This is a genomic window from Methanocella sp. (assembly GCF_035506375.1).
Classification (GTDB): Archaea; Halobacteriota; Methanocellia; order Methanocellales; family Methanocellaceae; genus Methanocella.
Genome location: NZ_DATJPM010000020.1, coordinates 17,999 through 39,286, shown reverse-complemented (window position 1 = coordinate 39,286; position 21,288 = coordinate 17,999). Strand labels below are relative to the sequence as shown.

At 56.1% G+C, this 21,288-nt stretch carries 23 protein-coding genes and 1 tRNA gene; 12 read left to right on the top strand and 12 right to left on the bottom strand.

Annotated features, from left to right (window positions below):
• Window positions 1-165 precede the first annotated feature (165 nt).
• Window positions 166-1,278, bottom strand: coding sequence for a TIGR04013 family B12-binding domain/radical SAM domain-containing protein (locus tag VMC84_RS02290; protein WP_349256731.1), 1,113 nt, complete (start codon window positions 1,276-1,278; stop codon window positions 166-168).
• A gap of 157 nt (window positions 1,279-1,435) precedes the next feature.
• On the opposite strand from VMC84_RS02290, the gene VMC84_RS02285 reads away from it, so the two are divergent.
• The gene (locus tag VMC84_RS02285; protein WP_325377731.1) at window positions 1,436-2,089 is read left to right on the top strand and encodes a hypothetical protein; all 654 of its coding nucleotides are present in this window, start codon (window positions 1,436-1,438) and stop codon (window positions 2,087-2,089) included.
• Between the two features lie 81 nt (window positions 2,090-2,170).
• Here VMC84_RS02285 and VMC84_RS02280 read toward each other — a convergent pair whose 3' ends face one another.
• Window positions 2,171-3,850: a site-2 protease family protein gene (locus VMC84_RS02280; RefSeq protein WP_325377729.1), complete on the bottom strand. Its 1,680-nt coding sequence runs from the start codon at window positions 3,848-3,850 to the stop codon at window positions 2,171-2,173.
• A 59-nt stretch (window positions 3,851-3,909) separates the two neighbouring features.
• Here VMC84_RS02280 and cutA point away from each other — a divergent pair, with 59 nt between their 5' ends.
• On the top strand, window positions 3,910-4,221 hold the full coding sequence (gene cutA, locus VMC84_RS02275) for a divalent-cation tolerance protein CutA (RefSeq protein WP_325377727.1): 312 nt from the start codon (window positions 3,910-3,912) through the stop codon (window positions 4,219-4,221).
• A complete protein-coding gene (locus tag VMC84_RS02270) occupies window positions 4,218-4,916 on the top strand; it encodes a nucleotidyltransferase domain-containing protein (protein ID WP_325377724.1) in 699 nt (232 codons plus the stop codon). Before cutA ends, VMC84_RS02270 begins: the two co-directional genes overlap by 4 nt.
• 436 nt (window positions 4,917-5,352) lie before the next feature.
• Here the strand turns inward: VMC84_RS02270 and VMC84_RS02265 are convergent, their stop codons facing one another.
• Complete coding sequence (locus VMC84_RS02265; RefSeq protein ID WP_325377722.1) at window positions 5,353-5,736, bottom strand: ArsR family transcriptional regulator; 384 nt, start codon at window positions 5,734-5,736, stop codon at window positions 5,353-5,355.
• A gap of 322 nt (window positions 5,737-6,058) precedes the next feature.
• Here VMC84_RS02265 and VMC84_RS02260 point away from each other — a divergent pair, with 322 nt between their 5' ends.
• Window positions 6,059-7,051, top strand: coding sequence for a histone deacetylase (locus VMC84_RS02260; protein ID WP_325377719.1), 993 nt, complete (start codon window positions 6,059-6,061; stop codon window positions 7,049-7,051).
• On the opposite strand, the gene cca is transcribed toward VMC84_RS02260, so the two are convergent.
• Together cca and thpR are read right to left on the bottom strand one after the other, a co-directional pair.
• Window positions 7,048-8,382, bottom strand: a complete 1,335-nt coding sequence (gene cca, locus VMC84_RS02255; protein ID WP_325377717.1) for a CCA tRNA nucleotidyltransferase — start codon at window positions 8,380-8,382, stop codon at window positions 7,048-7,050. The two genes, VMC84_RS02260 and cca, sit on opposite strands and share 4 nt — an antisense overlap.
• The gene (gene thpR, locus VMC84_RS02250; protein ID WP_325377715.1) at window positions 8,372-8,917 is read right to left on the bottom strand and encodes an RNA 2',3'-cyclic phosphodiesterase; all 546 of its coding nucleotides are present in this window, start codon (window positions 8,915-8,917) and stop codon (window positions 8,372-8,374) included. Before thpR ends, cca begins: the two co-directional genes overlap by 11 nt.
• Window positions 8,918-9,238: 321 nt before the next feature.
• On the opposite strand from thpR, the gene VMC84_RS02245 reads away from it, so the two are divergent.
• Together VMC84_RS02245 and VMC84_RS02240 are read left to right on the top strand one after the other, a co-directional pair.
• On the top strand, window positions 9,239-9,907 hold the full coding sequence (locus tag VMC84_RS02245) for a DedA family protein (RefSeq protein WP_325377714.1): 669 nt from the start codon (window positions 9,239-9,241) through the stop codon (window positions 9,905-9,907).
• A gap of 73 nt (window positions 9,908-9,980) precedes the next feature.
• Window positions 9,981-10,571, top strand: a complete 591-nt coding sequence (locus VMC84_RS02240; RefSeq protein ID WP_325377712.1) for a hypothetical protein — start codon at window positions 9,981-9,983, stop codon at window positions 10,569-10,571.
• A 166-nt stretch (window positions 10,572-10,737) separates the two neighbouring features.
• Here the strand turns inward: VMC84_RS02240 and VMC84_RS02235 are convergent, their stop codons facing one another.
• Complete coding sequence (locus VMC84_RS02235) at window positions 10,738-11,247, bottom strand: hypothetical protein (protein ID WP_325377710.1); 510 nt, start codon at window positions 11,245-11,247, stop codon at window positions 10,738-10,740.
• A gap of 181 nt (window positions 11,248-11,428) precedes the next feature.
• On the opposite strand from VMC84_RS02235, the gene VMC84_RS02230 reads away from it, so the two are divergent.
• Genes VMC84_RS02230 through VMC84_RS02215 form a run of 4 tightly spaced genes read left to right on the top strand, consistent with a single transcriptional unit; the run spans window position 11,429 to window position 14,379 of the window.
• Window positions 11,429-12,379, top strand: coding sequence for a DMT family transporter (locus VMC84_RS02230; protein ID WP_325377709.1), 951 nt, complete (start codon window positions 11,429-11,431; stop codon window positions 12,377-12,379).
• Window positions 12,380-12,410: 31 nt separating this feature from the next.
• Window positions 12,411-12,854 carry a hypothetical protein gene (locus tag VMC84_RS02225; RefSeq protein ID WP_325377707.1) on the top strand — a complete coding sequence of 148 codons (444 nt, stop codon included), beginning with the start codon at window positions 12,411-12,413 and terminating at the stop codon, window positions 12,852-12,854.
• A gap of 38 nt (window positions 12,855-12,892) precedes the next feature.
• Window positions 12,893-13,717, top strand: a complete 825-nt coding sequence (locus VMC84_RS02220) for a metallophosphoesterase family protein (protein ID WP_325377706.1) — start codon at window positions 12,893-12,895, stop codon at window positions 13,715-13,717.
• Entirely contained in the window at window positions 13,693-14,379 is a 687-nt protein-coding gene (locus VMC84_RS02215) for an HD domain-containing protein (RefSeq protein WP_325377705.1), read from the top strand. Before VMC84_RS02220 ends, VMC84_RS02215 begins: the two co-directional genes overlap by 25 nt.
• A gap of 806 nt (window positions 14,380-15,185) precedes the next feature.
• Here VMC84_RS02215 and VMC84_RS02210 read toward each other — a convergent pair.
• From VMC84_RS02210 to VMC84_RS02185, 6 genes are all read right to left on the bottom strand, one after another.
• A complete protein-coding gene (locus VMC84_RS02210; protein ID WP_325377703.1) occupies window positions 15,186-15,716 on the bottom strand; it encodes a hypothetical protein in 531 nt (176 codons plus the stop codon).
• A 234-nt stretch (window positions 15,717-15,950) separates the two neighbouring features.
• Window positions 15,951-17,099, bottom strand: a complete 1,149-nt coding sequence (locus VMC84_RS02205; protein WP_325377702.1) for an SPFH domain-containing protein — start codon at window positions 17,097-17,099, stop codon at window positions 15,951-15,953.
• Between the two features lie 2 nt (window positions 17,100-17,101).
• Window positions 17,102-17,632 (bottom strand): hypothetical protein, encoded by a 531-nt coding sequence (locus VMC84_RS02200; RefSeq protein WP_325377700.1) that lies wholly within the window; start codon window positions 17,630-17,632, stop codon window positions 17,102-17,104.
• Window positions 17,633-17,731: 99 nt separating this feature from the next.
• Window positions 17,732-18,226 carry a PH domain-containing protein gene (locus VMC84_RS02195; protein ID WP_325377698.1) on the bottom strand — a complete coding sequence of 165 codons (495 nt, stop codon included), beginning with the start codon at window positions 18,224-18,226 and terminating at the stop codon, window positions 17,732-17,734.
• A gap of 536 nt (window positions 18,227-18,762) precedes the next feature.
• A tRNA-Thr gene (locus tag VMC84_RS02190) sits at window positions 18,763-18,835 on the bottom strand.
• Between the two features lie 250 nt (window positions 18,836-19,085).
• Entirely contained in the window at window positions 19,086-19,649 is a 564-nt protein-coding gene (locus VMC84_RS02185; RefSeq protein WP_325377696.1) for a peroxiredoxin, read from the bottom strand.
• A gap of 106 nt (window positions 19,650-19,755) precedes the next feature.
• Here VMC84_RS02185 and VMC84_RS02180 point away from each other — a divergent pair, with 106 nt between their 5' ends.
• Window positions 19,756-20,262 (top strand): S26 family signal peptidase, encoded by a 507-nt coding sequence (locus tag VMC84_RS02180; RefSeq protein WP_325377694.1) that lies wholly within the window; start codon window positions 19,756-19,758, stop codon window positions 20,260-20,262.
• Window positions 20,263-20,601: 339 nt separating this feature from the next.
• On the top strand, window positions 20,602-21,255 hold the full coding sequence (locus VMC84_RS02175) for a hypothetical protein (RefSeq protein WP_325377692.1): 654 nt from the start codon (window positions 20,602-20,604) through the stop codon (window positions 21,253-21,255).
• Window positions 21,256-21,288: the final 33 nt, after the last annotated feature.

The following is a 21,288-nucleotide window of genomic DNA, read 5'->3' as shown; positions in this document are numbered from 1 at the left end:
TGCCGCCAGGTGATTATATTATATTTTGGTGCCGCCTGGTGTAAAACTGGTGCCGCTTGTAAGCACTCTTTTTTCAAACAAACCAGGTTTACGCCAGGCGGCACCAATTTTTATTATAACACCTGGCGGCACGGAGCTTACACCAGGCCGCACCAAAAAATAAAATTATTTATTTTTTTTGAGCACTTTAATATCCGACCATGAGCCGGTGAGCCTGCCTCCGAGCGCGAGCTTTCCAAGCAATTTATCAATTTCAGGGCTTATCTTCTCGGGCTTCGTCTTAGCCAGCTCGGTCCCGGGCAGGGGCAGGAAGTAGTGGGCGCGGACCTTGCCGCCTTCCTCGATGATGGCATTGATACTATCGACAGTAAGCTGCTGGTCTTCCTCGCGCTCTCCGGGCAATCCGAAGATGAAGTCGACGACGGGCGTCAGGCCGGCATCGTGGGTCAGCTCCACAGCGTCCAGCACCTGCGCCGCCGAATGCCCGCGGTGGATGGCCTTCAGCATCCGATCGCTGCCCGACTGGCCGCCTAAGTGCAGCTCCTTATTCGCACAGTACATGTTCAGCAATTCCAGCATCTTCGGGGCCACGAACTCGGGGCGTACTTCCGAAGGAAATGTGCCGAAGTATATGTTCCCGGAAAGCGACTTTAACAGCCGTTCCACTGCGGCCTCGTTGGGCGTTATCCCGTCCGACCCGTATGCGAAGGCGTTCGGGGACACCAGGCGCTTGTCCTCGTAAAACTTATCGTATTTACAGATGGCTTCCACGCTCCGGTGCCTCATTTTATGCCCGAAGAGCCGGGGCGTCTGGCAGTAGGCGCAGTTCCAGGGGCAGCCGCGGGTGATCTCGATGGGCCCGAACAGCGGGGGCTTAAAAGGAGGATATTTGTCCAGGTCGACATTCTCCCTTTTAGGCGTGAAAACGACCTTCCCGTCTTTCTTATAGGCGATGCCCCTCACGCGTGAAGCGTCGTCGCCGTTTTCGAGTACGCGGACAAGCTCGGGGAGCGCCTCCTCGCCCTCGCCCACGACCACGTAGTCAAAGTACTCGAGTGTTTCCTCCGGGCATCCCGAGGGATGCGGGCCGCCGGCGATGAATACGGAGTCCGTCCTGGCCGCCTTTACCTCCCGGAAGATGGAGCGCGCCTGGGGAGAGGCGAAGCTATAGAGCATGATACCATCTTCGGGCCTTTTGGCCAGGTCAAAGTCCAGGACGGCCCCAAGCGCAGCGATGCTATAGCGGTTCCTGGGGTTCCAGCGGAAGTGGGCAAGCATCATTCCATATTGCCGGCCCCAACATTAAAAACGTTATTGGGCAGCGAATCTCCGGATAGCGCAGTATGCTGTAGACGTGCCTTTTATCAATCAAATATTAATATAAATATGGTTATATTTAGCCCTGTAAACGGTAGTTATAGTGGGGGGTAATTAAATGTCTCGAAAATATCTTGTTTATCTGGCGATAGCGCTCGCGACAGCACTGGCCGGATGTATCTTTTTGCCTGGGGCTCCTGCGGGAAATCAGGCCGGAAATAGCGTGGCGCCTCTGATCCCTTTGCCGGCGGCCGGGCCTTCGGTAACTCAGGTACCGGCAGAGCAGGCTGCCACTTATAGCCCGTTCGACCTCGACGCTGTAAGCTGGGCGGAGTACAGGCGGACCGCGAACGGGGGCCCCGTCTCCGACGTGAGGCTCGAATACAGCTCGAGCCAGCCGGGCGGCGGAAAGATGGTGAGCATAAAGCGCACGCAGACGTCCGGCGGCGCCTCCTCGCTCAGCACGCAGGATGGCGGCCGGAGCTACAGCATGCGCTATTCCAGCTCGCAGAGCAGCACGTCCTCGAACATGATGCCAGCCGGCGAGATGATGGCCAACGACCCGGTTCTTTATGCGGACGGCCTGAAGTTCAGCGGCCCCGTTAGTACGGAAAGCATCACTGTGCCCAGGGGTACGTACAACTGTGAAAAATATGCGACGAGCTTCAAAGGCTCTGGCGCCATATACTGGGGGGCCGCGGGCGTGCCCATACCGGTGAAAATATACACATCTTATGATGGGGCGACATTAGAGCTGGCGGACTGGGGTTAGTTTATGGTTCGGGTTTTATTCGTTTGCCATCGGGCAATGTAGTTTCGGGGGTCTACGAGAGAGCGAAGCTGGCCATCGGTTTTATCGCAGGAACCATTGAGCAAAATATGGCGCCACGAACATGAATATAATGGACGCGAGCAGCGTAACGGCAAACCCGTTCACGATGGTCTTCGAGATGTATTCGGCCTTCGCCGGGTCCTTGACGAACCTGGCCATGAAATTGCGCGTGGCCTCACGGAATATGTGGCCGCCGTCGAGCGGTATCATGGGCAGGCAGTTAAACAGCCCCACGTTGAAGTTCAGCCAGCCGATCCAGAACAGGCATTCTGACAGGTCGTAGACCAGGCCGCCGAAGTGCGCCGCCCAGCCTATGGGGTGGAACAGGCTCGCGAAGTCGCCGGTGAAAACGCTGAATCCTGGATCGTCGCCCGTGAACTGCAGCACTGGGAGGATCATGATCCGGAGCCAGCCTTGCACTGAAAAGGGCATGTTCTTGAGGCCGTCGAGGTATCCCTGGGCGTAGGCGCCCATGCTGATGCCGATGGCGTTATCGGACATGTCGTTGCTGTAGAACCCGATGTAGCCCTTAGGGCCGGTGCCCGAGGCGAGGACGAGCGTCATATTCCTGGCGGTGCCGTTGGCATCGATCATGCCGAGGGTCACGGTCTGCCCGGCCTTCGTGTCGTTCATGTAGTCGTTGAAGGCGGCGGTATTGTCTATGGGCGTGCCGTTGATGGAGACCAGGCGCATGTTGGGCTGGATGCCCGCCTCCTTCGCGGGGTACGCGGTGTCGTTGATGATGCCGAGGATGTAGACGCCCCGGGCGTCGCTCACGTTCACGCTGTAGCTCACCGGCCTGCCGTTCAGCGTGCCGTTGATGACGGCGACGTGGCCGGGGTGCGCCTTCAGGTAGGAGTCGAGCTGCGCCTGGCTCGTGACGTTCTGGCCGTCGATGGTGGATATGATCATGTTGGGCTTCATGCCGGCCTGGTCCGCCGGGCTGCCCACGGCCACGTTATAGACCAGCACGTAGTTGTCCGTGGCGGCGATCGCGCCCAGCACGGGCCCGAAGAGCAGCGCGAACGCGATGATGGCGACGAAGAAGTTGGCAATGACCCCGGCGCTCAGGATGTTCACGAACTGTTTCGAGGTAGCACGGCGCTTCCCTTCGCCGGGGGCCTTCGTGTCCATGGGCCCCAGGATATCGGCGGTCGATCCCTCGCTCTTGGTCCCGAACATCTCCTCCTCGTCGATCTCGGCGAACGCGCCGATGGGTAAGGGCATGAGCATGATGCCCAGAGAGTTGACCTTGATGTCCTCCACCCTGGCCAGGATGGCGTGCCCCAGCTCGTGCACGGCCATGGCTATGATGAGGGCGATCCAGCCCCACCAGAAGGGGATGAACTGGTTCAGGCCGGGGATGGCGAGGACGTTCTGCGGGGAGTTGGCCGGCCCGGGTGCGGGTATGTCCTGGACCCTCAGGAGCATCCAGAGGTCTGTGCCGAGCAGCATGACCAGCATCACGACCATGGATAGAATAACAAGCGGCATGCCCAGCGCCGTCACCGCTTCCCAGAACCAGCGGGGCTTCGCAAGCCAGTCAAGGAACTTCTGGCCCCTGAAGGTGCGGATCATAAGTATGGGCCCCATGGCCGTCATGTTATATTTCTTGAGGATGCCCGCCCGGTCCAGGTCCGAGATGATGAACCACCACAGGGCGAATACTATGAACGCAGCGATCCAGATAAAGTCTACCAACTTTTATTTCTCCCCATAAATCTTATATTAACATAGTCCGAGTTAAAGTTTGGTACTAGATGTTCTCCGTAGTATATATAATTTGTAGGGATATGGAAGAGGCGGGCCACATAGCGGATGTTCTGGTCGGAGAGCGACTGGTGGCCTGCGCGAACTTCGACGTCATATCCTCGGTATACCGGTGGAAGGGGCGGGTCGAGCACGACACCGAGGTCTCGATGATCTGTAAGACCACCACGGAGAATGTGCCGGCTGTAATAAAAAGGGCTAGAGAGCTCCACAGCTACGAGCTGCCGTGCATCACCTCTTGGACGCTGGACGAGGGATATGGGCCGTACCTGGACTGGGTAAAGAAGGAAACTGGCAAATGAGGCGAAAGACCGCGGAGATGGGGCCCCGGCGGGAGGTGGCCTACACGCAGGAGACGTGGGAGCGGCTGCGCCGCCTGCGGGAGAGGGCCTCGGCCGTCTTAACGCTTTTAAAGAAGAACGACGCCGACGGCTACGTGTTCGGCAGCGTCGCCCGGGGCGACGTGAAGCCGGGGAGCGACGTTGACATTTTCATCCCCTCGACGGTCAGTTCCATAAGAGTGGGCCTGGCACTCGAGGAAATGATAAGGGAAAAGAGCATCGTCCAGGCCACGCCCCGGGCGCTGGTGAAGGCCCACCTGGTGCTGCAGGACGGGACGAACGTGATCTTTCCGCTAATCGCGCCCCGGGAGACGGAGCTGGAATTCTACCGTTTCGGCGGCGAGATAGGCCTGAAGGGCATTTCGGAGGGCCGGCGCGTCTGCGGCGTCGATAAGCGCCTCATGCTCATCGAGCCCACGCCCGAAGGCCACGTCGAGACGCCGCTGTCGGACCTGTCCCCGGGATGGGCCGCGAAGAGGATAGGCGTGGGCCAGGCCATCGTGGAGGAACGCATGCGGGTGCTCGAGAGGAGAGCCGAAGTCGGGCGGACCGGTGTTTATTTGAACAGGACGCTCGCCCCGGAGGAGAGCTTCGAGCAGGTGCTCGCGGAAATAGCGTACAGCGACCCGGCGCTACGCCGGCGAATGGTAAAATAATCTTTTATCAAGGCCCTCTAAGAAAAAATAAGTTGCTCAAAGACTTTTTCAGCCACGAAGCTACGCTAAGCGGGCCTGAAGCTACACGAAGAGATCAATAATTTTAAAAATCGTTGGTGTCGCCTGGTGTAAACCTGGTGTAATTGGTGACTAATAATAAATATTGGTGCCGCCTGGTGTAAACCTGGTGCCGCTTGTAAGCACTCTTGTTTCAACCACACCAGGTTTACACCTGGCGGCACCAATATTTATTATAACACCAGGCGGCACGGAGTTTAAACCAGGCGGCAACAACGATTTTTAATAAGTCTTAGAGAACTTAGAGCCAGCTTCGAGCCACTTTGAGGCTGAAAAAGTCTTCGGGCAGCTTATGGTGCCTTGACGGGCTTAAAAATAGAAAATGGGCTATGAGAAAAATAAGTATAATTTTGCTGGTTTACTTCAGCTTGTCGGAAAGCGACCTGAGCTTCTGGATGTTCTCCAGGTGGACCGCCGCCTCTTCCTTCTTCCGCTCTTCGAGCATGGAGATGATGTCGGTGATGCCGGTCGCCAGCTTGTAGCACTTCAGCGGCCTGCCCTTGCCTTCTTTCTTGATCTCGCGCTCATCGACCCAGCCCTGGTCCCTCAGCTCGCGCATCACGATGCTGACTTCCGGCTGCCTCAGGTCGGCGCCGAGCTCGATGTCCCGGCTGATGGTCTCATCCACGTTGGCCAGATATACTAAGGTCTTAGCGACGTTTCGCTTTAAGCCCACGTTCACTAAAGTTTCAACGAACTCCTTGTCCTTCTCATCAAGTACAGGTACGGTAAGTTTTTTCATCCTATCCACCTCGTTTAATAAATTATTTCTAATTCATGATAATTTATTAATATAGGTTGATAATAACCCTGTTGATTTATATACTTTATCCTTATAAATGGTTATTTATTAAGCGCAATTGTAAATAAATCTTTAATATAGCTTAGTAAAATATAACCATATTTAATAATACATTTTTTGGCACACAATAGCCCTTCTTTAAATATAAATGTTTTGCTTAATAAGCCGTCCATATAAATGCCTTTAACAATTGTGCGATGAGACTGCGCCGCGGGTTATGATAATATTAATGTAAGCACAATATAATAATCAGGTATGCGCTATGCGGATCCCGTGCATTTTGTATTCGGACGACTTCCTGGGGCATGACCTCCCAGGGCACGTGGAGAGCCGGGAGCGTCTCCTGGCCATCATGGAGAGGCTGCGCCCCATGTCCGGGCGACTGGAGTTCAGTGAGCCCCCTCCGGCGGGCATTAGTGACCTGGAAGCGGTACACCAGCCCTGGTATGTGAAGAGCATCCTGGGCCACGGCAGGGGCAGGCTGGACATGGACACATATATGAGCGAAGGGTCCGCGGCCGCTGCCATGAGGGCGGCCGGCGCGGCCATTGAGGCGGTGGACCTGGCGCTTTCGGGGCGGAGTTTGTCCGCCGGAATGGTCCGGCCCCCGGGCCACCACGCCCTCCCGGCGCAGGCCATGGGCTTCTGCCTTTTTAATAATGCCGCCATCGCGGCGATGCACGCCCTGAAAAAGGCTAAAAAAGTGCTTATCGTCGACTGGGACGTCCACCACGGCAACGGCACGGAGCTGGTCTTCTATGGGCGGCCCGACGTGCTCTACTTTTCCGTGCATCAGTATCCACACTTCCCTGGCACCGGGGCGGCCGACGATACGGGCACCGGCGAGGGAGAAGGCTACAACGTGAACGTGCCCCTGCCCGCCGGGTCGGGCGACGGCGACTACGTCGACGCCTTCCAGAGGATACTGCTGCCGATCGTGGGGTCATACCGCCCGGAGCTAGTGATCGTCTCGGCAGGCTACGATACCCATCATGCGGATCCCCTCGGGGACATGCGGATGACCGCGGCGGGCTTCGGCGAGCTGGCCTCGCTCTTAAAAAGCGCCTGCAGCGCGAACGTCGTGCTGCTCCTGGAAGGGGGATACAATATCGAGCACCTGCCCTCGTGCGTGGAGGCGTCGCTGCTTGGCTTCATGGGAGAGGACTACGGGCGGATATCGGGAGAAAGGACGGCAGCGGCGGCGGAGCGCATCCATGAGGCGGCGGCGATACAGAAGAAGTACTGGAGACTCTAATTCTCCGGAGCGCGCAGGAACTTCGTGAGGAACACGGCGAACTCCGGCCCAAGCTCCAGCACGTTCTCGTTTTGCATTATGTCGAAGCCTTCGGCTACGGACTTCGCCACGTTCTTGCCGAGGCCGCACGACGTGAGCCGGGCCCTGATCAGCTCATTGGCGGTATCGTAGCGGCGGGGCATGTCCACCGCGTAGCGGCAGCTGCTGGTTATATAGGCGCCCGGGTACTTTTCGATGAACTTCTCGCAGTGCTCCCGCTCATAGAGCGGCGGCCCGAAGTGGCGCTCTATGGCCGGCAGCTCCCAGACGAGCATCTCGAGCACGACGGCGCTCCTGTCGCTGGACCAGACGTCGCTCCGGTACACCTTGAACTCGTGGCGGCCCAGCAAGTTTACGACCGATTCCTCGGCCTTCCTGAGCTGGGGATAGAGCGTGTCCTCGACGATGTCCGGCGTTTTAAAGGTTATTGCCACGAGCCGCGTGCCCCGGGAGGCAAGCAGCCCCTCCAGGGCCCCCTTTTTCATGGGCTCCGGGGGAGGCGGGAAGAAGAAGCCGATGGACGGCGCCTTCAGGAATCTGCGGCAGGCGTCGACGAACTCGCAGAACTTTTGCTCCGAGAGCGCCGCAGCCACGTTCCTCTTCGGGTCGACGGGGTCGATGACGACCAGCGCGTCGGCGTGCTCGACGGACCTGTCCATGTGGCCCTCGATGTCGATGACCTTGCCCCGGCGGAAGCCGGAGCCGTGCTCCACGACGCCCATAAAGGAGCCGTACTTGAGCACGAGCAGCTCGCATAAGTACCCGGAAAAGCCCTGCGTGCGCAGCTCGGAGCCGTACACGCCCACTCCACGGGTGAACTGCTTTAATAGTCTCACCTGGTCGGCCTTAGCGTCGATGTTCTTTTGGACGTACTGGTTGTGGAACGGGCTCCGGTCCACGGCCGACTGGATGTGGGCGGCGTCCTTTACGCGGAAGCAGGGCACCAGGTCCACGTCCAGGCCACGGTATAAAGCGGTGAGATAAGGGTGCTCCGCGTAGCGCTCCTCGTACCTGGGCGAGACGGCCTTTGCCAGCCTGAGGCCGTCCTCCTCCAGCTTTTCGCGGGGCGTCTCCGGCGGGAACATAAGGAAAATATCGATGTCCTTCTTACCCTTAAGCCAGGTGTCCCGGGCCGTCGAGCCGACGTGGAGCGCGTAGACGTCGAGGCCTTCGGCGCACGCCGCCGCGTCGACCTTATCGATGGCCTCGCGGGCGACGCTCCGCATCTGGGCCTCCTCGGCGGCCGAGGGCCTGATGCGCGCCAGGACCTCGTCGAACAGCTCATCGGGCAAGGGGTATCTCCTTTAGCACGTCGTACCGGGGGCCTTTCGGGCTTAGCGTGCTCTTCATCAGGTGAATAGTATCGACCGTCATATCCCCCGCGTCAAAGTATTTGTATTTTTGGAAGAGTGCCGGAAGCTTTTGCTTTTGCTCGGGCGTGGAGAACTTTACTCTGCCGATCGTCACGTGAGACTGGAAGCGTCCTTCCCGGGGGAAGCCGACCTCCTCCATGAGGGCCTCCACCTGCTTATTCAATTCCACGAAGTCGCCCTCCGCCCCAACCCATATGACCCGGGGGCTCCTGGGGTTAGGGAACCCGCCCAGCGACCGCATTTTCGCCCGAAATGGTTTTACTGTGACCTTTTTAAGCGCAGCCTCGATGCCGTCCACCCTGCTTTCCTCGATGTTGCCTAAAAACTTGAGGGTGACGTGGATGAGCGAGGGCTCGACGAGCCGGACGCCTTCCATGTCAAAATCCCGTTCCGCCTCGCCGATCTTCTCCCTGATCTGGGGCGTGAGGCCGGCGGATATGAACGCGCGTATCATCGCTGGTATAGTCGCACCGCGTGCAAAAAAGCTTATCGTTCACTGCCTTAAAAACTCCAGCAGGCCGTCGTAGGGCAGGGCGTTAAGAACGCTTTTCCTGGTCACCCAGCCCCGCCTGGCGTTGAGGACGCCGTACTTTGACGGCCACGGCGGAAATTGTGCCGGTAGCCTTGAGGAAACGATGCCGGCTCATGCCCAGTACTTCTTTTACCCATCATCCGGCCATATGCTCCGACCATTTTTAGCTCCGATTGTATAATTAGCTGAAGCGAGCAGCACGAAGATTTTATTATAGGAGTGCCTTCAAGGATACGATTACGAATGCTCTCTCTTGCCGGTAACATCACATCCATCGTTATGGACATCATCGGTAACCTCGGCTACCAGGGCATTTTCATTCTCATGACCTTAGAGAGCGCCGGTTTACCCATCCCCAGCGAGGTCATCATGCCCTATGGGGGGTTCATGGCATCGTCGAGCGGTATCTGGCACGTCGTCGGCGTCGCCGTGATCGGCACGCTGGGCACGGGCCTGGGCTCGGCCATCGGATATCTGGTCGGGGCATGGGGCGGCAAGCCATTCGTGGATAAGTACGGGAAGTTTTTTGGAGTGAACGCGCAGAAGATGCTCTGGGCCGAGCGGTGGTTCTGCAAGTACGGCGAGGCCGCGTGCATCTATACCAGGCTGCTGCCGGTGGTGCGCTCCATCGTGAACGTCCCCGCGGGACTGCTGAGTATGGATTTCAAGAAGTTCATCACATACAGCATGCTAGGAGCTTTCCCCTGGTGCATGGTGCTCGCCTTCATCGGCTATGTTTTAGGAGAGAACTGGCAGTCCATCATGGCCTACTCGCACGTGCTGACGTTCGCAATCGTGACCGTCGTAGTGGTCATCATCGCCGCCGCAGCGGTGATCTACTTGCTGGTCCGCATGGGAGTCATACTGCCGGAGACCATAAAAAAGTACCTGCGGTTCATCATCGACATATGACAAATATATTAGTGTAATAATTATTTTATCAATATGAAAAAGTATTTCTTGTCTTTTGCCAATGTAGGTTCTCGTGGACGCGGACATTAACGGAAATACTCAGAACCTCGAACCAGCCAGCGCCCGAAGCCCGAAGCCCCGGCTGGCGCAGATCGACGACAGCGGCATCGGCTCGCCCGTCGGCGGCGCTGCCATCGGCGTCCTCGATACCGGCACTGGCGTATTCAGGTACAAGCTCGTGGGCATCCAATATTTCCAGGACGGGTATAAGAACGAGTACCAGGACCGGGTCGTCGAGATCGTCCGGGAATTGTTCGCCGAGATGGGCATCACCGGCGACGTGTACCGCATCGAGATCTGCTCAGGCCACATCTTCGACCGCGTCCGCCCCTGGATGGACGAAGCGGGCTACGAGTGGAAGTCCATGAAGATCGTCGACCCGCTCCAGAGCTTAATCGAGAACGCGTTCAGCGATTTTCTCATAAGCCTGGGCGTGCCCGAGCGCATCCGCACCATCGAGGTGGGCCGCGACCAGTTCATGTACCTATTCAACTGGGTCAGGCAGGACCCCGAGCATAGGGTAAAATACTGTAAGACGAACGGCACGAAGTGGAAGACGAAGTGGTCCCATAAGCTATATGAAAAACAGTCACGGATGCATTGAAAAGTCCGCAAAAATACTGGCTCTTCTCATGTTTTTGGATATGGATTTCGACCAATAGGCTAAACTATCGAAGAACAAGCACGGAACTACTGGCCTTTGTGGTGAAAAACCAGGGTCATACCAATATCCAAAAAATGGAGAAGACTAAAAAAATAACTTTTTTATATCATATTAGAGGCGTGAACGACCCGTAAGGCCCGTAGTAGCCCGTCGCCGGGTCGTAGCCGATGCCGCCCGCCGCCGCATAGCCTGCGCCCGGATAGGCGCCGTAGGGCGTCAGGCCCGGGTACTGGTAAAACTGCTCCGTGGCCTGGGTCACGGGCGGCGTGAACGGCCCGTATGCCGAAGACTGGGTAGCGCTGTACGTGAAGCCGCTGGTATAAGGCCCGTACGCGACCACCGGGGCGGCTAACGGCGCTGTGCAGGCAGCCGCCAGCGGAGCATCGCAGGCACCGAAAGGCACGGCGGCCGGGACGCCGGGCTGAGCCGCATACGGATATTGCGGCTGTGCAAAGCACGCCGGCGGCAATATATTGCTGTTCGCCGCGCCATAAGGCTGGTTCACCATGATCTGGTCTGCGGCCGCCGGGATGTACTGGGCGCCCGCGGAAAGCAATGCCACTTGGGCGATAATGAGCCCTAAAAGTAGCGAGATGACAATAGTTCTCGATTTCATCCAAGATCCCCTGTGATACGGTAGCTATGCAGGAGTAAAACGTTATGCCGTAAAAAGTAGCGGATGAGCAATAAGAAATAGAAATAATTGAGCGACGAATTGCCGTCGTCCTTCTGTTCGCGGGCCCGCACCCAAAACCATAAAAGATTTATAGCCTCGGAGCATGCCTGTTCCAGGTCACATGCCAAAAAACGCCGATATCCGGGACAACGCCTTTTTCGTGATGGCCGGGCTCATCCTCGTCAACGTCTTCTGGGGCGCCTCGTCCATAGCCGCCAGGGAGGCGCTGTTACAGCTAAATGCCATCGAGATCGTGACCATACGGTTCACCATAGCATTGCTCATAGTCTTCGGCATGGCAGTCGCGATGAAAAAGTGGAACTCCCTGAAGATCGACACGGGTGATATCCCCATGTTCATCCTGCTTTCTTTATCGAACGTCTCCATCGGGTTCATACTCCAGGTGGAGTCGCTGAGCTACACGACGGTCACCAACTTCTCGCTCGAGTTCAACCTGGCGACGTTCTTCATCATGCTCATGGGCGCCTTTCTGCTGGGCGAGCGCCTCACCCGGAAAAAGATGGCCGGGGCCGGGATCGCCTTCGCCGGCACGTTTCTAATAATTAGCGGAGGGCGGCCGGACCTGTCGTCCGCCCACCTGCCGGGCGACCTTATGGGCGTGGGCAGCGCCGTCGCCTTCGGGCTCTTCACCATCGCCTCCAAGAAGATCTCCTCGAAGTATGGCCTCACGACGATACTGCTCTACACGTTCTGCTTCGGCGTCCTGGAGCTGTTACCGTTTTACGTCCTGGGCACCCCGATGACGCCGCTCACCACGCTGAGCGCCCTCTCCTGGTCGTCGCTGTTATTTTTAGCGGTGCTGTGCTCGGTCTTCTGCTTCTTCGTCTACACGCACGGCCTCAGCCGCCTCAAGGCATCGGACGTGGCCATGTCAATCTACGTGACGCCCCTGGCAGGCATTCTGCTTGCCGTCCTCCTTCTGGGTGAAACGCTGACGGCCGTGACCGCCGTGGGGGCCGGGCTGATCATGGCCGGCATGTACCTGACTCAGCAGGAGCTTGAGCCGGATATGCCCGAAAATCTATACACGCCCCTCGGCCTGAACGAATAGGCTTATTTTTTTGCGGCCCCATTATTCTCCGATGACCGACCCCACGCATGCATCGGGCCTCGCCTTCGAGGAGCACGTCATAGGCCTCTTCGGCCGGGACTTCGACGTCAGGTGGATCCGTGACGGGGCCACGAAGGAGGAGGTGGACTTTAATCCGGACCTGGAGGTCCGCCATGCGGCATCCGGCGAAGTCTTCGGCGTCGAGTGCAAGTACCGGGCCTCGCACTTCCTTGGAAGGCTGCCCTGGGCGAAGGAGTACCAGCTTAAAAAGTATAGCAGGTACCGGGAGGTCACGGGCCGCCCGCTCTTCATCGTCATCGGCCTGGGCGGCACACCGGAGAAGCCTGACTACATGTACTGCGTGCCTGCATGGCGCGCCGGCGCCACCATGCTGGACACCGATTCCCTCAAGAGGTACCGCCGGGACCCGCGCCGGAAGTTCCGGTGGGACGAGAAGGCGCGCCAGCTCGTTTAGGACATATTATATCTGTTTCCTGAGCATATGGAGGATTCATGGGGTCCATCATGCTCTTCTCGGACATACACGCCGACATCGGCGCCCTCGACGCCATCCTCCGGCTCTCGGAAAGCCGAGACTTCGGAGAGCGCTACGGCCAGGTGTCGCTGACGGTGAACATGGGCGATGTCCTGGAGAGGGGCCACGATCCCGGGCCGGTCATCGACCGCCTGGAGGGCATGAGCAATATCGAGTCTATCCTGGGCAATCACGACGAGGCGTTTATCGGCCGAATACCCGTGTCGGGGAGCGACCGGGATAGCGAGCGGGCCCACGAGGCATACCGCGCCACCGGCCGCTACCAGAGATTTTTCCAGGGCATGGGCAAGTACTACATAGACACGAAGGAGAAGCTCTACGTCGTCCACGGCGGGCCCGTCGACCCCTGCGCCATAACGCCCCGGGAGGCCGAAGGCGTCGAGGCCTGGATCTACACGCAGCCATGGCAGCGCATCTCCGACATTGGCATACGGTACGTGGACGGGAGCGGATATCACTATTTACCCGCCGACGCCTTCGACGCTGTGAAGCCCGTATTTAATATGGGGTTCGCGATCATCTGCGGCCACGAGCATAGCGAGGCCGCCTACCGGCTGAAAGGCGGAGCCGTAGAGGATATATACGGAAGCCTTGAAGAGACTGAGGTCGATATGGGCGGCGTAGAAGTCCTGGAAAAAAGGCTGCCTATAGAGGAAGACGCCGCGTTCCTCATAAGGCTGGGCCTGGCGGGGCCCGAGGGCTACGACGGCGGCCGGTGCCGCTTCGGAGTGTATACCCGGAAAGGCGGCCGGGCCATATGCCTGCTGAATATCCCCGGGTGACGATGATGGACGAGGACGCGATGCTGGCAAAGGCCCGGGATATCTCGAAGTCCATCCACGCGGGCTTCGCCCCGAGCCACGACTTCTCGCATGCCGAGCGCGTCTACCGGCTGGCCGAAAGGATTGCCGAAGCCGAGGGCGCCGACCTTTTTATCGTCCGCATGGCCGCCCTGCTCCACGACATCGGCCGGGCCGAGGAGTCGAAGAACGACAACGCCCTGGACATCCACGAGGAGCTGAGCGTCAGCATGGCCGGGCCGATCATGGACGGCCTCGGCGTCCCGCAGGGCAAAAAGGAGGCTATTCTCCACGCCATCGCCACCCATCGCCACCGCCGCGGTGGCGAGCCCCGTACCCTGGAGGCGAAGTGCCTCTTCGACGCGGACAAGCTGGACTCGCTGGGCGCCGTGGGCATCGCCCGCTCTTACCTGTGGCTGGGCGAGCACGGGCGGAGCGTCTACTACCCGGAGGAGGAGTACATGGGTGTCGACCCTAAGAATAACAGCCCGGAGGTCGACTCCACGCAGCGGGAGTGGCACATTAAGTTAAAACACCTGAAGGATAAGATGTATACTCGGGCGGGCCGGAAGATCGCGCAGGAAAGGCACGAGCGCATGGCCCGCATCATCGGCGAGATCGAAAAAGAGGTTCTAGGCCTTTAGCCAAGACCCTTAAAAAAAATAAGTTAAACGAAGACTTTTTCAGCCACGAAGTTACTCAAAGCGGGCCTGAAGCTACACGAAGACACTATAAATTATTTTGCTGTGTTGAATAAGAATAAGTCTTGTATGTCGTGTACTTCTCCGGCTTAAGCCCGCGAAGACGTTTCGAGCGCGAAGGCCGCGAAGCTACATTAAAAGATGATTTAATATTAAATGAATGAGCTTAGTCACAATTGCTGTGCTGGATATGCCCTTTTATGTCTCGGAGTGTACGGAGGCACTATTTTCACCACAAAGGCACGAAGAGCACGGAGGCCCACAAAGACTTTTTTATAATTAAGAGACAAAGGGCACAGAGCCGCTTTTTGAACTTCTAAGATACAAAGGATAAGAAGGCACAGGGGCAAAAAGTGCTCTTGCTCATTCCACTATGCCCTTGTATCCTTCGTGCCTTGATGTCAATGAACCGGCTTTGTGTACTTTGTAACTTAATCTAAAAAGAAAACTTTGTGAGCCTCCGTGCTCTTCGTGCCTTTGTGGTGAAAATAGTGCCCTCCGTGCCCTTATGAAGCTTAAAATACGGGAGTAATTCAACACAGAAGTCATAATTAATTTCTTTAATAGAGTCTTCGCGGTCTTCGCGTTAGCTTCGCGGATTTCGCGCTCGAATAGTCTTCGCGGGCTTAGCAAGCTTCGCGGGCTTAAAACGGGTCATCCATACAGACCGTAAAAATTATTTAAAAGGTCTTAGAGTAACTTTGAGCCGGCTTAGAGTCACTTTGAGGCTGAAACAGTCTTCGAGGGACTTAGTCCTCGAGTAGGTACTTGTTGACTTCGATGGGCGGTATATCGAAGCCCGCGCGCATGGTGCCTATGCCCGGGACCTGCTTGACCCAGTAGGCCCGCCAGTTCAGGACTTCCTTCACGGCGCAGTCCTTGCAGATGTTGTACTGCCAGATGCCGTCCACGGTGTAGGGCGTGCCGCACTTCTTGCACTTCGCCGTGCGGAACGGGACCTTTTTCGCCATCCGCTCCTTCTCCCGTGCAGCGACCTCCTTTAATTCCTCGTTCAGCTCCTTATCGGTATAGGCCTCGCCCAGGTCGTACTGGCCGATGGGGGCGTACTTTTTCAGGGCGACCTCGAACAGCGGCCGGGGGAGAGACGGCAGGAACTTGTCCAGCACCTCGCTGAGGCCCAGGGCCTCGGTGATCCAGTACTTTTCCATCTTCTCGTACACGATTATCGAGCAGTCCTCGCACAGCTCGTAGTCCCACTTCGGGCTCGCCGTAAAGCTACGCCCGCACTCCTTACAGACACGCTTGTTCTTCGAGGTCATACCATCACCCCGCCGAAATATAAACGCTCATAGTATATTACCTTCATCCATCGGGGCCATAATAACCATTGATAGGGCAATTCATGGCATGCCCTGGCAAAGTGTAGGCTGAAAAGAATAATGGCGATATAATTCCATTAAAATGATTATGCACTAAGCGGTGCAGGCACCTTTTTGCAAAATATTCCATAAATCGCTTGCCTTTAATGTCTGCCGTTTTACTGGCGGATAGGCTTACCCTGATGGGTTGCCACACTGGGAACAGAATCTAACCCCTGATTCCAGTTTAGCGCCGCATTTTGAGCAACTACCCTGTATCGAAGCCCCGCAGGACGGACAGAACTTCGCACCAGAAGGTAGCGATACGCCACATTTAGGACATGAGTTTTGCTGAGGAGTGCCGCAAGAGGGACAGAACTTACTGCCAGATGGCACGGTTGCCCCGCATTTTGTGCATGGTATACTTCCCGGAGGCGGGGAAGTGGGTGTTGTTGGTACAGAGAATGCCGATGGATGCTGCTGGCTGCCCGAGACCATCTGGCCCATCATGGCATAGCCCATTCCTACGCCAGCGCCCACTCCGACGCCGACGCCTGCGGTCCCTCCGGAGGGATTTGAAGCCGCTTCTCGCATAGCCTGGCCGGTCTGGTATCCCATATAGTTAGTGCCGAGTACTGACATGGATGCCCTGGTGTCCACCGCCTTCTGTACCTCGTCTGGCAAGCTGATGTAGAGACCGGAAATCTTATCGATGGTAATGCCGTATGGCTCGAAGTCGGTCTTCGAGTCCTCTAAAAATATTTGCTCAATGTTCTTCAGGTTGGCCGCCAGGTTGATCACGCCCAGGCTTTTATCCTTGAGTTTACCTAGAACGTTGTACATGGAGGTGACAACCTGTTCCTTGATGCGGTCCTCCACATCCGCGGCGGTGCTGATGTTCAGGGTGCCGACGAAGTAGTTGATGAAGCTGGTCGGGTTGGACACCTTGTAACGGAACTCCCCGAACAGGCTGAGCTTGATGAGCTGGAAGGTCTTGTCCTCAAAGACGTATGGCTGTTTGCTCCCAAACTTGCCGTCGAACACTTTTTTCTGAATGTAGTAAACCTCTGCCTGCTGCTGGGCGCCACTCAGCCACTTGGCGATGTTGCCCACGATTGGGGCGTTCATGGAGGTGAGCGCGTACCTGTCGGGCCGGTCAATGTAGTCGAGGGCCTTGCCGTCCCGATAAAAGACAGCTATCTCGTCTTCTCTCACGACGATGTTGTCATTAAACCGGATGTTCCGGGGCACCTTCCACATCACGTTGTTGCGCTTCTCACCGTCCGTCCAGGCGATGGTCACCGCGCCAATTATGCTACCCTTCTTATCGGTCACTATTCCCATGGTTACACCTCCATGCCGGTGATGGCCGTCATACGGTTCCGGAACGTGGCCTCGAACGCCTCGACCTTCGCTGCCAGCGCTCCGATGCTCTCCTTGATAGAGGCACTGTTATCGGAGTCGACCGCCGCCTTAAGCTTCCTGGCATCGGTGGCCATGTCGGCTAGCGATGACGCTAAAGAATAATCATACTCGTAAAGCTTATTCAGCTCAGGTTCTCCCACTTTAACCTTCGCCGATATCCCGGAATAGCCCTGGGCCGCGTGGGCCACACCCAGCTCCACCACCTTGAAGCGGTTTATTAAAATGCCTAGCCGCTCCAAGTGCTCAAGGGAGTTGTTGGTCGCCATCACCGACCGACAGCCTTCGACCTCCTTCCGAATATCTGCCAGCTTTTCCGCAAACTGCAGTCGAATCATGTTGTCCGCCGTCCGCCGATCCTCTTTGATCCTGTATCCACGGAACCCTGGCACGAACATCTGAATCCGGGAGATGATACCCCGATCCTCTACGACCTTTTCCCTTAAGTCAGCCATATTCCATCCTCCTGAAGATAATAAATTTATTACTGCTATTCAATAATATCTGAAAATCCGGCATTACAATTGTCGCATTTCAACGTAACTCCTCATAATTCACTTGAACGGGTTCAACGGCGCACCACAGATGGGGCATTTTGTGCTTGTGCTCTCGATGAGGCCGCCACAGTATTTGCACGGTATTTTGACGACCTCTTTGACGACCTCTTTCTGGACGTGCGTGGTCCTCTGCGCAGTCTTTTCGGCGATCATGGCCTTTCTTACGGTCTCCTTGACGTTGTTGGGATCCTTGACCTCCTCCAACATAATCTTCATGGTGCCATCAATTAAGACGATTTCGATGTCGCCAATGCCCATCGCCCGGTCTTTTAAGCTCTGGTTGACCTTGATATCTTTTATCCTATAGAGGTCAATATCCTCCTCTTTCTTGCCGATGAGGCCGGATTTGATGGTAATTCTCTGGCTCGTCACCGTGTAGCTCGTGGCGTTAATCTGAGCCTTGTCTTTGATGCTGGATCTTATGCCAGACGGCTTTCCGGTCCACAGGATCGTTTCTTCGCTATCAAAATTGGTACTTACTTTTTGTATCACTGCGCCACCGTCGGTAGCCGGATTGCTAGGGGCCGCCGGGGCTGGGCTTCCGAGTTTGTTACCGCACTTCGAGCAGAACACACTTCCTTGTTGATATTCCGTTCCGCACATAGGACAAAAAGGCATTCTTATATCACTCCATAAATATTTGATAATGTTTAAGTTAATTGTTGAATAAACGATAAAGATTGCTCTAAAGCACAAGCCAAATAAATATTAAGCATTGAAAAATTAGAAAATATTGGCGAATTTTATTTGAGAGGAAGACGCAGTCCAGATAGTTTCAGATACGCTAACACATGTATCTGATTACATGGTTCTTAAAATATCGATGTTGGTATAGCCCTACTGGGGGTGCGGTGATGGTAGTTTCATCACCTGTGATTTTAAAGTCCTAATGGTCTATAGAGTCTAACCTTGTCTCTTGGCACCCCGTGGGAGCTTTTAATTCACGTGTTCTAATGACCGGGTGCACATTAGAAATAAGTGCCTCGCTCCATAAAATAAAAAAAGGGGATTGTAACCCCTTGTACCAGAGCCTCGGGCGAGATTTGAACTCGCGACCTCGTCCTTACCAAGGACGCGCTATGCCGGCTAAGCCACCGAGGCGCGTAAAAGACAACACACAAATGTAACACCTATCATATTAACATTTCGGTTACACATGCCTTTTTTTAAATGATGCAAGTGGAAGTAATAATTTATGCCAATTCCATGGTTCGGGCTTTTTTCGTTTGCCTTCAGGCAATGTAGCTTCGAGGGCAAGCGAGGGTAAGCAAGAGCGCTCCGCGCGAAGCGGGTCTCCCTTTAGCCTCAATAAAAGAATGAAGGGTGCCTAACCATCTTTTATCGCGATGATTTATATCTTGCCAACCAGGTTTAGGCCCGGCTTCAGCGTCTCTTCGCCCGGCTGCCAGCTCGCGGGGCATGCCCGCCCCTTGTGCTCGCGGACGAACCTGGCCGCCTGCAATTTACGCAACAGCTCGTGCATGCTCCGGCCGATACTGGTATCCTGTATTTCTAAGCACTTAAGAAAGCCGTCGGGGTCGATGACGAAGCTGCCTCTTAAGGAGAGCCCCTCGTCCTCGGTGAGCGTGCCGAACTCGCGGCAGATCTTTCCCGAGGGGTCGGCCACCATCGGGTATTTTATGGTCTGAATGGCCGGCGAGTTATCGTGCCAGGCCTTATGCACGAATACCGTGTCCTTGCTCACGCTGAGCACCTCGGAGCCCTCTTTTTTAAAGTCGTCGTACAGCTCGCCCAGCTCCTGCAGTTCCGTGGGGCAGACAAAGGTGAAGTCGCCCGGGTAAAATACCAGGACCATCCACTTGCCCCTGTAATCCGAAAATTTGATCTTCCTTATCCGGTCGTTCTGGTAGGCTTCCGCCTCGAAGTCAGGCACTTTCTCGTTGATCTTCAGCATAATGGACACTGTGATGCTAATTAGTTTAAATATATATAATATTAATTTAATATTTTATCGCCCAAAACGCTTTTAACCGGAACAAGGGCCTATATAGAGTTATACCATGGTCGACCGGCAAACCCTGAAGGACATCGCAATAGCGATCGTCATCCTGATCCTTTTTTTCGGGGGGCTCTACGTATACGCGGGCGGGTGGCCTCCCCTGGTGAGCGTCACCAGCGAGAGCATGTCCCCGCACCTGGAGAAGGGGGACCTTGTGTTCATACAGTCCCTGAGCCGGGGCGACGTGAGGACATGCGAGGGCTCTGAGAGCAGCAACTACACGTCGTTCGGGAAGGCCGGCGACGTGATCGTCTACTGGCCTGGCGGCAACCATAATGCTACCCCTGTCATTCACAGGGCCATCCGGTGGGTGAACCAGAGCGAGCCCATGTGGCCCGGAGGCTCTGCGGCGCCATGGCCGGGCTACATAACCCTGGGGGATAATAACAACGGCATCTACGACCAGGAATCCAGTATATCGTTCGCCTCGCCAGTGAAGAAAGAATGGGTGATCGGCATCGCCCGATACCGCATACCGTTCGTGGGCTATCTGCGCTCCCCCGGGTAGAAAGGCAGTGCAGGGAGACCGTTCCTGGAGCGGGCGGCGCTTGAGCCATCCGGCCCGAGCGATGTATTGCAGCCAGTAGTTTACCATTTTTTATCGATATTAACATAATATTTTTTAAGCGATGATAATGGCCGCGCATTCGGCTCGATGGTAATACATGCCCGGGGCGCACCGATTGGCGGCAACGGCATGGTGGCCGGCGACAAATAAAAACGTATTTTAGCCGATGTGGCCGAAAAAGTATATGGTTAAGCCAGCGATAGATAGATAAGCCTCCCATTTGGCTGAAAGATTTTTATATCCGATGGGAGATGTAATAGGTTAAGGGATCTGCTTAAAATGGCTTCCATCCGCGCCCACAGGGATTCTAACACGCTCATCATCATGAAAAACTCCAGCTACGCCAGGCCTATCACTCACAGGATCAACCTCATCCTGGGCATGAACTCCCGGTGCATGGAGCAGGTGACCATCGACGGCGACCTCGTGCTGGGAAAGAACGCCCAGGTGACGGGCAGCGTGCGTGCGAATAACGTCATTTTAGGGCCCGGCTCCATCGTCTACGGCGACGTCACCGCCGATGGCGACCTCAAGGCGCTGGACAACGCCAGCGTCATCGGCCATGTGAAGGCCCTGGGCGGCGCGTTCATCCGGCCGGGCGTGAGGTTCGGCTCGCTCGATGCGGGCGGCCTCATCGAGATCCAGGGCAGCCCCCCCTCGAAGCACATCCAGGGCAAGATGGTCGTCAACGACGACATGGACTACCCTGAACTAAAGAAGGTCGGCGCCGAGGTTCTCAGAAAGCCCGAGCCGAATAAGGAGCCCGTCATCCTGCCGCCGAAAACGCCGATAAAAGTCGAGCCCAAGAATGCACAGGCGGCGAAAGACCTTTCCTCGAAGAGCACGGCCACGGCTTCACATAAGAAAGCGCCGAAAAAGGGCGCAAAAGAAGAAAAGCCCGAGAAGAAGGGTTTCTTCGGGCTGTTCAAATAATTCCAGATAATTGTTTAACGGCCGAGATATTAT